Source organism: Marinibacterium profundimaris, assembly GCF_002210095.1.
Taxonomy (GTDB): Bacteria; Pseudomonadota; Alphaproteobacteria; order Rhodobacterales; family Rhodobacteraceae; genus Marinibacterium; species Marinibacterium profundimaris.
This window is the reverse complement of the sequence record NZ_AQQR01000040.1, coordinates 1-13,466: the sequence shown is the minus strand read 5'-3', so window position 1 is coordinate 13,466 and position 13,466 is coordinate 1. Positions and strand designations below refer to the sequence as shown.

Genomic DNA, 13,466 nt, shown 5'->3' with positions numbered 1-13,466 from the left:
ATCAAAGAAAATCAATGTCCTGCTGGACAACCATCATAGGAGATCGCGCATGAAGCTCTATCAATCCCCCGCCTCGCCCTTTGTCCGCAAGGTCATGGTCGTCCTGCACGAAACCGGCCAGCTTGACGATGTCGAGCTCGTGCCGCTCTCGATCACCGCGCTGGAGCCTTCGGACGCGCTGGTCGCGAAGAACCCGCTGTCGAAGATCCCCGCGCTGGAGCGCGATACCGGCCCGACGATCTACGACAGCCGCGTGATCTGCGCCTTTCTCGACGATCGGGCGGGCGCAAAGCTGTATCGGCAGGGGCCGGGGAAATGGGACCAGCTGACGCTGGAGGCGACGGCGGACGGGATCCTCGATGCCGCGGTGCTGATGGTCTACGAGGGCCGCGTGCGCCCCGAGGACAAGCAATTCGCCCCCTGGGTCGAGGCGCAACGGGCCAAGGTGGACCGCGCGCTGAGCGCCATCGAGTCGCGCTGGATGCCGCACCTGACCGGGCCGCTGGATATCGGGCAGATCGCCGTGGGCTGCGCGCTGGGATACCTGGATTTCCGCCATGGCGACCGCGACTGGCGCACCGGCCGACCCGAGCTGACCGCCTGGTACGAGACCTTTGCCAAGCGTGACAGCATGCAGGCCACGGCGCCCTAAGGCGATGCGGGCCGGCATCGCGGCGCTGGCGCTGTTCGCGCTGCTCTGGGGCTTTGCGCGGGTGGCACCGGGCCTCGGGGCCTGGGCCTTCGGGCTGGCCGGTGTGGTGATCGCCCTGCCGCTGGCTCTGGTGGGCGCGCATGGGGCGGCGGCGCGGCGGCAGAGGATGCTGCAGGTGCTGGACCGGGACAGCTGGGCCCGGCGATGGCTGTCGGGACCGGTTCTGCGGCTGGCGCTGGCCCTGCTGGTCGCGCTGGTCCTGGCTCTTCTGCTGCTGGTGCGGCTGATCGGACAGGGTGTCGCCGAATGGGCGGCCGTGGCGGTCACCGCCTTGGCCGTGCCGCTGGGCGCGGCGCTGTGGGACAGGCTGGCGGGCGGGCAGATCGCGCCGGAATTCCGGGTGCATGCCCGCGTGACGGCCGGGCGGATCTTCGGCGCGTTGCTGGCGCTTGGCCTTTACCTTCTGCTGCGGGGCGCCCCGGCCGCGATGCCGCCGGGCCCTTTCACCAGTGCGCTGGTCGAACAGGCGGTCCTGATCGGCACCCAATGGCGACTGCTGGAGGAATTCGCGCTTGGCCAGCTTTCGGTGCTGGGCGACTGGGGGCGGCTGGCGGCCGGAGCGATCGCCGTTCTGGGCAACCTCGCGCTGGTCTGGACGGCCGCCGGGCTGGTCGCGGCCTTCCTGCTGCCGCCCGAGGCGCGGCAGCGGGCGCTGGCGCCTGTGGGGACGGACCGGCCCGGGCCGGCGGCGCTGGGATGGGCGGCGGCGGTGGCCACCGTGATCCTGCTGTTTCTCTACACGCCTCTGCTCGCGGCGGGCGAATCCCTGTTGCGCAGCCTTCCGCGCGCGGATCGGCCATCGGAAATCTTCGTCACCCAGGTCGAGGAGATCGGCGGCCAGTTCTTCGAACCCGGCACCATCGCCGCGCTGACCGGCCACCGGATCGCCGCGCAGGCCGAGGCTGCACCCGATGCCGCCGCCACGCTGCACCGGCAGATCGACACGGGCTATGACGCGATGGCCGCCAATATCGATCCGTTCCTCGACTGGTATTACTCGCTGCCCGCCGAATATGCCCAGATCGCCCACCTGCTGGCCGGGGATTTCGAAGGCTATCTTGCCGGCAAGGTCTCGGAACACCTGTTGCAGGGCGATCCCTTTGCAGGGCTGACCGCGGAACTGGCGCGGCTGGAAACCCTCGACACGGCGCTGCAGCCGGACTTGTCCCGGCAGTTGACGGCCATGGCGGCATCGCGGCAGGTCACGCTGGATCCGGGACAGCCGGTGGCGGTGACCGGGCGGGCCGAGGCGCCGGTGATTTTGGGACTGGACGGCGTTGGCCTGGCGGACCGGATCGCCGAAGGGTTGCAGACGCGGCTGGCGGTGGCGGGGGGCAGCGCGGGGCTGGCCGGGGCGCTGACCGGCGCGGTGGTGGCAAAGCTGGGCGCCAAGGGCGTGACCAAGGCCGCGGCGAAAGCGGCGATCAAGGTCGCGGCCTCCAAGGGCGTCGGCGGCAGCGCCGGCGCGGGGGCCGGGGCCGCGGCGGGCGGTCTGGTGGGATCGGTCGTGCCGGGGATCGGCACCGTGGCCGGCGCGGTGATCGGCGGCGTGGTCGGCGGGCTGGCCGTCGGCGTGGGCACGGATTTCCTGCTTGTCAAACTCGAAGAGACGCTGTCGCGCGACACGCTGCGCGCCGAGATGGTCGCCGCGCTTGACGAGTCCCGTGCCGAGATGCTCGGCTTGATCGACAAGGCTTCGTTCGGAAAATGACGCATCTCGGCCACCGTGACCGACCTGCGCGCCTATGACCGCTGGACGTAAGCCTCCTGCGGCATTATGCAACCGCGTTGAGGCGCCATGTCCCTGATGACCGTGGCGAAAGGTGAACCGCCCCCGAGCCCGGGGCGCTGAAATCGGAGACGAAGGCCCGTGTCCCACGCAGATGATCACGAAGGTTCCCGGAGAGACTTTCTTTATTATACCACGGCCGGCGCCGGTGTGGTGGTCGCGGGAGCGGCCATCTGGCCGCTGGTCAACCAGATGAACCCATCGGCCGATGTGCAGGCGCTGTCCTCCATCATGGTCGATGTGTCCGGCGTCCAACCGGGGACGCAGCTGACGGTTAAGTGGCTCGGCAAGCCGGTCTTCATCCGGCGCCGCACCCAGGAGGAGATCGACGCCGCACGCGAGGTGCCGATCAGCGAGCTGCCCGATCCGGACGCCCGCAACGAAAACCTGTCCGTCGGCGCCGAGGCGACCGATGCGAACCGCGCGCTCCCGGCGCCCGGCGACGAGAATTCCGAGGAATGGCTCGTGATGATGGGTGTCTGCACCCACCTGGGCTGCGTTCCGCTTGGCGATGCCGGCGATTTCGGCGGCTGGTTCTGCCCCTGCCACGGCTCGCATTATGACACCGCTGGTCGAATCCGCCGGGGACCGGCGCCCGAGAACCTTCCGGTTCCCGTGGCCGCCTTCACCGACGAATCGACGATCAAACTGGGATAAGGAAGCTTCTCATGTCCGGAATTCCGCACGATCATTACGAGCCGAAGACCAAGGGCGAGAAGTGGGTCGAAAGCCGCCTTCCCGTCATCGGTCTGCTCTATGACACCCTGATGATCCCCACCCCCAAGAACCTCAACTGGATGTGGATCTGGGGTATCGTCCTGACCTTCTGCCTGGCGCTGCAGATCATCACCGGCATCGTGCTGGTCATGCACTACACGCCCCACGTGGACATGGCATTCGCCAGCGTCGAGCACATCATGCGCGACGTGAACGGCGGCTTCATGCTTCGCTACCTGCACATGAACGGCGCCTCGCTGTTCTTCGTCGCCGTCTACATCCACATCTTCCGCGGCCTGTTCTACGGATCCTACAAGTCCCCGCGCGAGATCACGTGGATCATCGGCATGCTGATCTACCTGTGCATGATGGGCACCGCCTTCATGGGCTACGTTCTGCCCTGGGGCCAGATGTCGTTCTGGGGCGCCACGGTGATCACCGGGCTCTTCGGCGCCATCCCCTTTGTCGGCGAGGCGATCCAGACCTGGCTGCTGGGCGGACCCGCCGTCGGCAACGCGACGCTCAACCGCTTCTTCTCGCTGCATTATCTTCTGCCCTTCGTCATCGCGGGCCTGGTGATCGTGCACATCTGGGCCTTCCACTCGACCGGCAACAACAACCCCACCGGTGTTGATGTCCGCCGCGGATCGAAGGAAGAGGCCAAGAAGGACACGCTGCCGTTCTGGCCCTATTTCGTGATCAAGGATCTCGTGGGTCTGTCCGTCGTGCTGGTGATATTCTTCGCCATCGTGGGCTTCATGCCGAACTACCTCGGCCACCCCGACAACTACATCGAGGCGAACCCGCTCGCGACGCCCGCGCATATCGTGCCGGAATGGTACTTCCTGCCCTTCTACGCGATCCTGCGCGCCTTCACCGCGGACGTCTGGCTGGTGCAGATCGTCAGCTTCCTGACCGGCGGCATCGTCGACGCGAAGTTCTTCGGCGTGCTGGCGATGTTCGGCGCGATCGCGGTCATGGCGCTGGCGCCCTGGCTCGATACCTCCTCGGTGCGCTCGGGCCGCTACCGTCCGCAGTTCAAGTGGTGGTTCTACCTGCTGATCATCGACTTCATCGTCCTGATGTGGTGTGGCGCCATGCCGGCCGAGCCGCCGTATTCCGGCATCTCGCTGATCGGCGCGACCTACTGGTTCGCCTACTTCCTGGTCATCCTGCCGCTGCTCGGCGTGCTGGAGAAGCCCGAGGCGCAGCCGGAGACGATCGAGGACGACTTCAACGCGCATTACCCCAAGGCAGCCGACGCCGGCAAAGGTGCGGCCCCCGAGGCCACCCCGGCCGAATAAGAGACAAGGACGATCATGATGTTCAGAAATCTTCTTATCGGTGCGGCTGTTGCCCTTTCGCCCATGGCCGCACTGGCCGCCGGCGAAAGCGGCCATATCGAGAACGTGCGCTTCTCGTTCGATGGTCCGTTCGGCACCTATGACCAGAACCAGCTGCAACGCGGTCTGCAGATCTACACCGAAGTCTGCTCGGCCTGCCACGGGCTGCGCTACGTGCCCTTCCGGACCCTGGCCGACGAAGGCGGCCCGGGTCTGCCCGCGGATCAGGTGCGCGCCTACGCCCTGTCGTTCCCGATCATGGACGAAGGCGCCAACATGCACCTCTATGACCCCGACGCGGGAGAGCTGCGCGGCCTGTCCGAGAACGACCATTTCCCCGCGAACAACGCCATGGACGCGCCGGACCTCAGCCTGATGGCCAAGGCCCGCGCAGGCTTTCACGGGCCCTATGGCCTGGGGATCAACCAGTTCTTCAAGGGGATCGGCGGCCCGGAATACATCGTGTCGCTGCTGACCACCTACGAAGACCCGCCGGCCTGCGCGCCCGAGGACTTCCCCGGCAGCTACAACACCACCTTCGCGGCAGGCGGCTTCCCGGCCGAATGCATCGACGAACACGGCCGCCACATGGTGCCGGGCTCGTGGATCGGCATGGCGCCGCCGCTTTACGGTGAGGACGTGGAATATGCCGACGGCCATTCCAACGATCTCCACCACGAGGCCGAGGACGTCGCCGCCTTCCTGATGTGGGCAGCCGAGCCGAAGCTGGCCGCGCGCAAGCAGGCCGGCCTGACCGGCGTCGTCTTCCTGGCGATCCTCTCGGTGCTTCTCTACCTCACCAACAAGCGCATCTGGGCGCCGGTGAAAGGCAAGGAGACGGCCTGACCGCAGGGGCCTCCCAAAAGACAGCTGAAGGGCGTGGAAGAGATCTCTTCCACGCCCTTTTTGCATCCGGCACCAGGGTGGGGGACAGGCACCGGACCGCAGCCTGTTCTGTTCCGGGGGGCCCTCCCCGTCAGCCAGGCGGGTCCCGGGGCCGAGCGCACTCCATCGGAACGCCGTGGCCATGACGCCCCATTATCCAACGGCCCGGCCGGCGCTACTTCATCACACGCAGGCGCGGGCGCTCGCCGGTATTGGCCTGGGCGCAGCGGTTCATCTCCGACAAGGCCTCCCACAGGGCGTCATTGGTATGGATCTGTTCGCAGTTCCACTTGGAGACCGAGCGCAGCACGCCTCCGAAAAGGTGATCGCTGGGGCTCAGCCGGTGAAGCATGCGGTTCAGCGCGTCGAGCTTGGTCCGGCACAGGGCCTCGCGCGCCTTGAGTTCCTCGAACCGGGCGACGGCTTCTTCGTATTCTGATGACATCCCACTCATTTCAACATTCCCGAACTTGTACCTGTAACGTCTGAAACCAGATAAACGTGTCCACGCCGTGGGGTCTGTGAAGCGTGTCACACCGGGAAGGAAATCTCGAAAAAGAACGCAAGCGAGATTTTTCGGTTTTTTCAAAGGATAGCCGCCCGCGGGCCGGCGCCTTCGAGCGGGCCTGGTCGGGTTCCATGGTACCGAAAATCGGTATGAAAACGATGCAATGCTGTCACAGCGAACCGAAACGGGGCCGGCAGGGTCAGGTCCGTTTCCCGAACGGCGGCCGTGGCGGAGCCGCCCGTCAGGACGCCTGTCAGGCGGCGGTCAGACTGCCGTTCTCGTAGCCCGAGATCGTGGCGTTCACCATCTCTCCGGCCTCGTGCGGCCTGGCGAAGGTAACCTCGGCGAATTGCCGGGTGCGACCCAGCGTGGGGCTTTCCATCAGGATGTCATGGGTCCGGCCGACCTGCGCCTGCAGGTGCCGTTCGACCTGTGTCGCACCGGCGGCCCGCAACTGCGCGGCGCGTGCCTTGATGGCGCGGCCGTCGACCTGGGGCATCCGCGCCGCCGGAGTGCCGGGACGCGGCGAATAGGGGAAGACGTGCAGCCAGGTCAGGTCGCATTGCTCGACCAGCCGCAGCGAGTTTTCGAAATGCGCCTGCGTTTCGGTCGGGAACCCGGCGATGATGTCGGCGCCAAAGGTCATGTCGGGCCGCAGCCGCCGCGCCTCCTCGCAGAAGGCGATGGCGTCGTCGCGCAGGTGCCGGCGCTTCATCCGCTTGAGAATCAGGTCGTCCCCGTGCTGCAGCGACAGGTGCAGGTGGGGCATCAGGCGCGGCTCGGTGGCGATGGCCTGCATCAGGTTGTCATCCGCCTCGATCGAATCGATCGAGGAGATCCGCAGCCGCGGCAGATCCGGCACCAGCTTCAGGATCCGCATCACCAGGTCGCCCAGGCGCGGCTCTCCGGGCAGGTCGGCGCCCCACGACGTCAGGTCGACCCCGGTCAGAACGACCTCGTTATAACCCTTCTGCACCAGCCGCTTGATCTGATCCACGACGACCCCGGCGGCGACCGAGCGTGAATTGCCCCGGCCGAAGGGGATGATGCAGAAGGTGCAGCGGTGGTCGCAGCCGTTCTGAACCTGCACGTAGGCGCGCGCGCGGGTGCCGAAGCCGTCGATCAGGTGGCCGGCGGTTTCGGTCACGGACATGATGTCGTCGACCTGCACCTTCTCGGTCTCGCCGATGAAATCGGCGGCCATGCCGGCCCAGGTCGCGGGCGTCATCTTCTCGGTGTTGCCGATCACGCGGTCGACCTCGGCCATGGCGGCAAAGGTCTCGGGTTCGGTCTGGGCGGCGCAGCCGGTAACGATCAGGCGTGCGCCCGGGTTCTCGCGGCGCAGACGGCGGATTTCCTGCCGCGCCTTGCGCACGGCTTCCGAGGTCACGGCACAGGTGTTCACGATCACCGCGTCGCCGACGCCCGCTTCCGCTGCCAGCGCCTTCATCGCCTCGGTCTCGTAGGCGTTCAGCCGGCATCCCAGCGTGGTGAATTTCGGCGCGCTCATGCGAGGCTCTCCAGGAAGGCCGGCGTCAGCACGCCGTCGAAGACATGGGCCGTGCCGCCCGTCATCCAGACACCGTCGTCGCGCCAGTCCACGATCAGCGTGCCGCCGTCGAGCACGACCTCGACCCGGCGCCCCGTCAGCCCCCGCCGTGCCGCCGCGACGGCGGTGGCGCAGGAGGACGAGCCCGAGGCCAGGGTGATCCCCGTCCCGCGTTCCCAGACCCGCATCCGCAGACGGTCCGGGCCGATCAGCTGCGCGACCTGGACGTTGGTGCGCTGGGGATACAGCGGGTGATGTTCGTGTTCGGGCCCGAACTGCGCCAGATCGATGGCCGTGACATCGGCGACGAAGAAGGTGCAATGCGGGTTGCCCATGCCGGTGGCGACCGGGTCGCCTTCGATCGGCAGGTGCAGGGTATCCATCTCGCGTGCCAGCGGGATCTCGGCCCAGTCGAGCTGTGGCGGCCCCATGTTGACCGAAGTCAGACCCCCTCCGGCCTCCTCTGCCAGAAGGACACCGCGGTCGGTGGTCAGCCGCAGGGCGGTGCGCCCGGTCTCGTCCATGATATGACGGGCGATGCAGCGCGTGGCGTTGCCGCAGGCCGCCGACAGCGAGCCGTCGGCGTTGTAGAACGTCAGATGCGCATCCGATGCGCCCTCGGTGATCACGGCCAGCTGGTCGAAGCCCACGCCGCGATGCCGGTCTGCCAGCGCCGCGGCCAGGGCCGGCGTCATGTCGATCGGGCGCGCGCGGGCATCCACGACAACGAAATCGTTGCCGAGCCCGTGCATCTTCATGAAGGTCCAACCGCCGGTGTCGCGCATGGGCGGCATATAACGACCCTGGCGGCGGCAATCCAGCCTTGGCGAGCAGGTCCGCCCCGACATGTCTGTCGCGCGCTCCCGCGCCCGCCTGGCGCCGCCCTGCGCCGCCGCGCCTTGTCAGACCCGCAGAGCGGCGTCAGAACGGCTGCACCTTCAGCCCGACCTCGGTCCCGTCCCGGTCGAAATACTCGCCCGGCCGGTCGAAAACCTGGCAGGCGCCCGTCTCGGTCACGAAATTGAACCCGCTGCAGCCGTCGTCCTCAAGGCATTGCGTGGCGCAATCGTCGAAGCTTTGCCCCTGGAAATAGAAGGCGGGGCGGTCGAAGAACCCCTTGCCGGGGCGGCGCAGGATCACGGGGTCGGCCTGTGCCGGGCGCAGGGCGTCGATCCGGGCGCCGACGGCATAGACCTCGGATTTCGGCTGTTTCGACAAGGTGTTGCTGCTTTGGCCAAGGTCCTTGAGGAAGCAGATTTCGTTCCACCGGTCATAGGTCGCGCCGTCGCACTCCCCGGTCTCGCGGCAGGCCTGCAGGCAGGCCTCACCCGTAGGGACCGCGCTGAGCGTCTCCAGGTCGCCGCCGGCCAGGTCCATCCCGTCAAACCGCACGAAGTCCGGCGGCGGCGGCGGCAGGGCCGGCCCGCCCTCGGCCCGGGCGGCCATGGCAGTGTCGGTCGGCGACAGGTCGTCGAGCCTTGCGTGGAACGGATGCATCAGCAGCGGCGGCACGTCATAGGCGCCGACCAGCCGCGTGCCCGAGAGCCAGCTTTCGGGATCGAAGGCCGCAACGTCGCGGTCGGCGCCGCCGTGATCGCGGAACTCAACCGCGATGCCGGTGATTCCCAATGCGGCATTGTCCCCGCCATAGGCGGCCACATCATCGGGGCGAATCGTGACGTAGCATTCCCGCTGCCAATAGCGCGAGCCGGCCCAGTAGGGCCCGGCATAGCCGTGGATCGTGCCGTCCTCGCCGGCCGCGACCGCGCCCCGGATCGGCCCGATCCGGTTGCGCCGCAGATTCGAGATGCTGTGCGCCGTGTTGCGGAAATCGGTGTCGAGCGGTCCGGCGGTGCCGTCATGCAGCCGGTACCGCAGGTAGACCGCGTCGCAGATATGGGTGATCTGCTCGGCCCCTATGGGATCCGGCGCGGCCACGCCCATGACGGGGATATTCGACAGATAGGCATCGCCGACCGTGTCGATCATGTAGGGGTCGCTGCCGCGGTGGCGCAGGATCTGCAGGAATAGGTGATCCTCAAGCAGGCGATGCCCCTGCTCCTCGGTCACTTTCAGGGCAAAGAGACCCTCGACCATGTCCAGCGCCGTGTCCACGGCCGCCCCGGCCCCGGAGAAGCCCAGCCGCGCCCCGGCCCAGATCTCGCGATGCGGAAAGCGCACCAGCCCCGCGCCATCCTCGGTCGCGCCGCCCAGGAAGATCAGCGCGCAGGCGCCCTGGCAGGCGTGGCCCGGCAGGACCCGGGTGCGGATATGGGCATCGCGCACGCGGGTCAGAATCTTCAGCCCCTCGGCCATGTCGCCGCCCGTGCTGTCGAGACACAGGGTCGTACCGCGGGGGCTGGCGGGAATCGCGTCGAAAGCCGCAAGATCGCCGGCCTCGACCGCGCCCGAAAAGCGCCAGTCGCAGAACCGAAGTTCCGAATCGTCCAACGTCCCCGCCATGGCCTGGCCGCTCAGCCATGCCACCACGACGGTGAAACCCCACATGCGCTGCAGGTGTCGCCGCATCCTTGCCTCACTGCTCTGTTTTTTCTTTTTCTTAACTTGGGGACATTCCGGGAAAAAGTCTACAAATGAGGCCTTGACGGCCCCAGGCACCATGGGTAGGTAGCCCCCCTGTGGGCCGTTAGCTCAGTTGGTAGAGCAACTGACTTTTAATCAGTGGGTCGCAGGTTCGAATCCTGCACGGCTCACCACTGAACATCAGTTTTCCTTTCCTTTAAGGGACTTGGTGTCGATATTGGCGAACCAATCAGGAAGGTTCGCCAGATTTTGTTCTCCATTCGGACGTGCGAGCAGCTTCTCGAAAGCTGAATCAGCCAATCCTTCGCGTTCTGCCGCAGCCGTGTAGTGCTGCACAAGCGCCAGCGTCTTGTGGCCCGTCACAGACGCGATCTGGTTCGTGGTTGCTCCAGCCTCCGCGAGTCGCCGCGCACAGGCCTTCCGCAGGCCGTGAGAGGAGCAGGCGGGCAAATCTGCCTCCCGGGTCCAGCGCTGCATGAGATTGCCCAGGCCGGCCGCTGTGCGCGCCGTGCCGCGCCTCGTGGAGATGTAGGGGCGGTCGGACGGCAGTTTGGCCAGGACCGCCGCCAGGTCCGGATGCACGGGAATCGAGATCAGGCGCCCGTTGGTCTTCTTCGTCTTCTGGCGACGGTACTGAAACCGCCCATCCTTGATGTTCCAGGGTCCAAGCTGGACCGCATCCACGCGGGCCGCCCCGGTGTAGGCCATCAGCGTCATCACCCTGTGCGCCTCGGTGCCCTCAGGATGCGTCTGGATGAATTTCGCGATCTCTGCCTCGGTCCAGGTGTGGAAGCCCTCCGTGGCGACCTTGTAGGGCTTCGTGGCGCGTGCCGGGTTGTCGGCCCGCCATTCCAGCGTGATCGCATAGTCCAGAAGCTGGATAAGCCTCTTGCGCAGGTTGTTGGCCGCTGCAGGCGTGTCCGCCTTGGCAGCCAGAAGGTCCTGCACATGACGGAGCTGCATCAGGTGCACGGGCTTGTCGCCGTGCTGCTGGCGAAAGCTCTCGACCACACCGCGGTAAACGCGCTGCGTCGATGCCTCGAGCGCCAGGAAGTCCTGCGATCGGTACCATTTCGAGACGAGCAGACCGACACTGCCGGGTTTCGCGCGGCCGGCGCCAACGCCTCCGCGCGTCCGACGCCCCTCCAGCGCAGCCTCGTATCGCCGGATGAAATCCTCTGAGCCGTAATCCGATCCAAGCTCGGCCGAGAAGCCGCCCTTGCGGAAGCGCCAGCGGCGCTTGCCGTGCCGGTCGAAATAGGAGGTCGCGCCGGGATACTGGCGGCTCCGTTTCAGGCCTGATCCCACGGGTTCTCCTCCTCCTGCGCCTTCGGCGTGGCCGTGTAGATGACGACGGTGCCGTCGCGGCTGATCTCCGAACGCCCGATGGGGATCCCGGCATCCCGATACGCCTTCAGGTATCGGGTCAGTTCGGATTGCGTGATGCGTGCCTTCTCTGCCGCCATCTTCGCCTCCTCAGGCTCTCTGGTCAGCCTGGGGCCGCCCCGGCATCAGCAATGCCTCGATCTGTTCCGGAGACAGGAGCATCAGGTTGCCAAGCTGGTAGTAGTTGCCGGTCTCACGCGCCCTCGTGCGGATGAGGCGCGGCGACACCCGCACACCGTGCTCGAGCAACTGCTTCGCCCAGTTCTCCGGGGTTTTCCCTTCCATCAAGAGTTCCGACATCGGTGCCTCCGGTTTCATACGCTGTCGGGCTGATGCTACCAGCCAAATGCACAGCTTCACAGGCTTTCTTTTTTCGGGCACAATTGCCGGAACGATTGTTCCTATCCCGCGAGGCCGTGACAATGGCGTTCAAATTCACCCCGGTCGACCCGGACGAGTATGCCCGTGCTTTCGAGGAAGAGGAGGAAGCCCAAAGCCAGGAGGAGGCCCTGGCGGCCGCGCTCGCGGTGGAGCCCCACGCCAACCTCGAACGCTTCAGGAAGAAGCGCGGCTTCACCAAGACCGAGATGGCGGAGATGATGGATATCACACCACGGAGCTACTACGCCTATGAAAGCGGGAAGCGATCGATCCCGACCGAGGCGCTCGTCCGCCTGAACATGTACACCGGCGTTGATCTGAACGAGATCCTGACCGGCCGCCCGTCAAGCGAGGGGTACGAGCGGGTCGTGTCCACGACGATCTGGATGCTTCGCGTTCTCCTGACCGACTACAAGGGGATACCCCTTTCGAGGCAGGAGAAGATCATCAATGAAACGATCGGCTATGCGCAGGAGCGCGGGCTCATGATCGACAAGCGCCTGGTCGATGAGATGGTCGCGAGCGAGATGGTGTACAAATTTCATCCGGAAAACATCCCGGCGCCGCCGGACGCTGAGTCATATGGGGAAGATCAATACGAGCAGTATGAGCGGGATGAAGCGGCTTGGCAGAAGCACGTCGATGAGGGTCTGGAAGGGCGCTTGTCGCCGCTGTGAGTTTTGCGCGGCGCTCCTAAGTCTTTGCCTCGCAAATGACGCGGACTTGCGCGGCTTGTAGCATGCCTTGTTCCTGGTCTCACCCATGCGCAATCTTAGACCAAAGCAATCGGTCAATCGAGGCGAGCGGAGGGCGAGGCCGTTCATAGCGGACGGACAAGTCGTTCGCAGCGAAGGCTCACGGCCAGGCCTTAGCAGTTAGCTTTGCTAGCTGAACCAAAGGGAAAGGGTGAGAGCAGCATCAAAAGGCAGGGATCACTCCGATGAATTGTTGCGGACAAACAGTTGACGTGATCGCACATTTCTGATTTCCTTAATTTAATCCTATTAACCACTGGTTAAGCGGTACATCAATGCACTCGAGGACGCTGGTGTCAGACATTTTACAGTTTTCTGTGAAAGTGATTATCCGTAGAGCTAGTTCCGGCATAAATCGTCGCGCGACGATGTCCGGATCGAGGTCTGCTATCAATGTGCCGCCAATCTCACCCATTCGGATATAAGCACGATTTCCGTCGTGCTTAGCGTAGAGCTTCTCCATTGCGGTTGCGGGTACATCAAAAGTAATGACTGGCTGTTGGTTTCCAAGTCCCGGCCATGCCTGTAGCGCAACGTCGCCCGGCTCGCGGTGATGTAAGTTAGGGCGCATCAGCCATTTTATCGCTTCCGCGAGAAGTTGATCTTGATAGCCATAATTTTCGACAATCCGCCTCTCCGTCAGCAGGATCTGAAGAGCGCGTTGAAGGTGCCCGGTTCGCTTTCTGTATCGGGCTAGAAGGTCCTCGCGCATGAGGGCATCGCGCCGTTCGTCGGCCGACGGCTCCGTACGGTCTCGGATCGAGTCAATACTGGCAACAAGATCGGGCTCTTCCTCTAGCTCGATTAGGACGCGTCCCGTTTCGCCGCGCAGGACGGCACGACTGAACTCCAGAGCGCCTAGAGCCTCAGACCTTTAACCTGAGACATATCCGGCAG

The 13,466-nt window shown here is 65.5% G+C and carries 14 protein-coding genes and 1 tRNA gene; 7 read left to right on the top strand and 8 right to left on the bottom strand.

Going from position 1 to position 13,466, the window contains the following annotated elements:
- Positions 1-49: 49 nt before the first annotated feature.
- The 5 genes from ATO3_RS27885 to ATO3_RS27865 all read left to right on the top strand — a co-directional run bounded on the left by ATO3_RS27885 (position 50) and on the right by ATO3_RS27865 (position 5,407).
- Positions 50-652, top strand: coding sequence for a glutathione S-transferase (locus ATO3_RS27885; RefSeq protein ID WP_088652995.1), 603 nt, complete (start codon positions 50-52; stop codon positions 650-652).
- A gap of 4 nt (positions 653-656) precedes the next feature.
- Positions 657-2,423, top strand: a complete 1,767-nt coding sequence (locus tag ATO3_RS27880) for a hypothetical protein (protein ID WP_088652994.1) — start codon at positions 657-659, stop codon at positions 2,421-2,423.
- A gap of 159 nt (positions 2,424-2,582) precedes the next feature.
- The gene (gene petA, locus ATO3_RS27875) at positions 2,583-3,158 is read left to right on the top strand and encodes a ubiquinol-cytochrome c reductase iron-sulfur subunit (RefSeq protein ID WP_088652993.1); all 576 of its coding nucleotides are present in this window, start codon (positions 2,583-2,585) and stop codon (positions 3,156-3,158) included.
- 11 nt (positions 3,159-3,169) lie between these two features.
- Positions 3,170-4,522, top strand: a complete 1,353-nt coding sequence (locus ATO3_RS27870) for a cytochrome b (protein WP_088652992.1) — start codon at positions 3,170-3,172, stop codon at positions 4,520-4,522.
- Positions 4,523-4,540: 18 nt separating this feature from the next.
- On the top strand, positions 4,541-5,407 hold the full coding sequence (locus ATO3_RS27865) for a cytochrome c1 (RefSeq protein WP_088652991.1): 867 nt from the start codon (positions 4,541-4,543) through the stop codon (positions 5,405-5,407).
- Between the two features lie 214 nt (positions 5,408-5,621).
- Here ATO3_RS27865 and ATO3_RS27860 read toward each other — a convergent pair whose 3' ends face one another.
- The 4 genes from ATO3_RS27860 to ATO3_RS27845 all read right to left on the bottom strand — a co-directional run bounded on the left by ATO3_RS27860 (position 5,622) and on the right by ATO3_RS27845 (position 10,032).
- Entirely contained in the window at positions 5,622-5,900 is a 279-nt protein-coding gene (locus ATO3_RS27860) for a hypothetical protein (protein ID WP_143747416.1), read from the bottom strand.
- A gap of 307 nt (positions 5,901-6,207) precedes the next feature.
- Positions 6,208-7,464 (bottom strand): tRNA (N(6)-L-threonylcarbamoyladenosine(37)-C(2))-methylthiotransferase MtaB, encoded by a 1,257-nt coding sequence (gene mtaB / locus ATO3_RS27855; RefSeq protein WP_088652989.1) that lies wholly within the window; start codon positions 7,462-7,464, stop codon positions 6,208-6,210.
- Entirely contained in the window at positions 7,461-8,297 is an 837-nt protein-coding gene (gene dapF / locus ATO3_RS27850) for a diaminopimelate epimerase (RefSeq protein ID WP_233152358.1), read from the bottom strand. Before dapF ends, mtaB begins: the two co-directional genes overlap by 4 nt.
- 127 nt (positions 8,298-8,424) lie before the next feature.
- Complete coding sequence (locus ATO3_RS27845) at positions 8,425-10,032, bottom strand: PAN domain-containing protein (RefSeq protein WP_158218087.1); 1,608 nt, start codon at positions 10,030-10,032, stop codon at positions 8,425-8,427.
- Between the two features lie 112 nt (positions 10,033-10,144).
- Between ATO3_RS27845 and ATO3_RS27840 the strand changes: the two genes are divergently transcribed.
- Positions 10,145-10,220: transfer RNA gene (locus ATO3_RS27840), tRNA-Lys, on the top strand.
- 7 nt (positions 10,221-10,227) lie between these two features.
- Here ATO3_RS27840 and ATO3_RS27835 read toward each other — a convergent pair.
- The 3 genes from ATO3_RS27835 to ATO3_RS27830 are packed head-to-tail and all read right to left on the bottom strand — an operon-like array spanning position 10,228 to position 11,733.
- Complete coding sequence (locus ATO3_RS27835; protein WP_088652987.1) at positions 10,228-11,355, bottom strand: tyrosine-type recombinase/integrase; 1,128 nt, start codon at positions 11,353-11,355, stop codon at positions 10,228-10,230.
- Positions 11,340-11,513: a hypothetical protein gene (locus ATO3_RS28945; protein WP_158218086.1), complete on the bottom strand. Its 174-nt coding sequence runs from the start codon at positions 11,511-11,513 to the stop codon at positions 11,340-11,342. Before ATO3_RS28945 ends, ATO3_RS27835 begins: the two co-directional genes overlap by 16 nt.
- A gap of 10 nt (positions 11,514-11,523) precedes the next feature.
- Positions 11,524-11,733, bottom strand: a complete 210-nt coding sequence (locus tag ATO3_RS27830; protein WP_088652986.1) for a hypothetical protein — start codon at positions 11,731-11,733, stop codon at positions 11,524-11,526.
- A 122-nt stretch (positions 11,734-11,855) separates the two neighbouring features.
- On the opposite strand from ATO3_RS27830, the gene ATO3_RS27825 reads away from it, so the two are divergent.
- Entirely contained in the window at positions 11,856-12,491 is a 636-nt protein-coding gene (locus ATO3_RS27825; RefSeq protein WP_158218085.1) for a helix-turn-helix domain-containing protein, read from the top strand.
- Positions 12,492-12,804: 313 nt separating this feature from the next.
- Here ATO3_RS27825 and ATO3_RS28725 read toward each other — a convergent pair whose 3' ends face one another.
- A complete protein-coding gene (locus ATO3_RS28725; RefSeq protein WP_143747414.1) occupies positions 12,805-13,281 on the bottom strand; it encodes a hypothetical protein in 477 nt (158 codons plus the stop codon).
- Between the last annotated feature and the right edge of the window lie 185 nt (positions 13,282-13,466).

Excerpts from the sequence above, each read along its gene's own strand:
- ATO3_RS27885 (WP_088652995.1), top strand. The coding sequence starts at position 50 with ATGAAGCTCTATCAATCCCCCGCCTCGCCCTTTGTCCGCAAGGTCATG.
- ATO3_RS27880 (WP_088652994.1), top strand. The coding sequence starts at position 657 with ATGCGGGCCGGCATCGCGGCGCTGGCGCTGTTCGCGCTGCTCTGGGGC.
- ATO3_RS27870 (WP_088652992.1), top strand. The coding sequence starts at position 3,170 with ATGTCCGGAATTCCGCACGATCATTACGAGCCGAAGACCAAGGGCGAG.
- ATO3_RS27865 (WP_088652991.1), top strand. The coding sequence starts at position 4,541 with ATGTTCAGAAATCTTCTTATCGGTGCGGCTGTTGCCCTTTCGCCCATG.
- ATO3_RS27860 (WP_143747416.1), bottom strand. The coding sequence starts at position 5,900 with ATGAGTGGGATGTCATCAGAATACGAAGAAGCCGTCGCCCGGTTCGAG.
- mtaB (WP_088652989.1), bottom strand. The coding sequence starts at position 7,464 with ATGAGCGCGCCGAAATTCACCACGCTGGGATGCCGGCTGAACGCCTAC.
- dapF (WP_233152358.1), bottom strand. The coding sequence starts at position 8,297 with ATGCCGCCCATGCGCGACACCGGCGGTTGGACCTTCATGAAGATGCAC.
- ATO3_RS27845 (WP_158218087.1), bottom strand. The coding sequence starts at position 10,032 with ATGCGGCGACACCTGCAGCGCATGTGGGGTTTCACCGTCGTGGTGGCA.
- ATO3_RS28945 (WP_158218086.1), bottom strand. The coding sequence starts at position 11,513 with ATGGCGGCAGAGAAGGCACGCATCACGCAATCCGAACTGACCCGATAC.
- ATO3_RS27830 (WP_088652986.1), bottom strand. The coding sequence starts at position 11,733 with ATGTCGGAACTCTTGATGGAAGGGAAAACCCCGGAGAACTGGGCGAAG.
- ATO3_RS27825 (WP_158218085.1), top strand. The coding sequence starts at position 11,856 with ATGGCGTTCAAATTCACCCCGGTCGACCCGGACGAGTATGCCCGTGCT.
- ATO3_RS28725 (WP_143747414.1), bottom strand. The coding sequence starts at position 13,281 with ATGCGCGAGGACCTTCTAGCCCGATACAGAAAGCGAACCGGGCACCTT.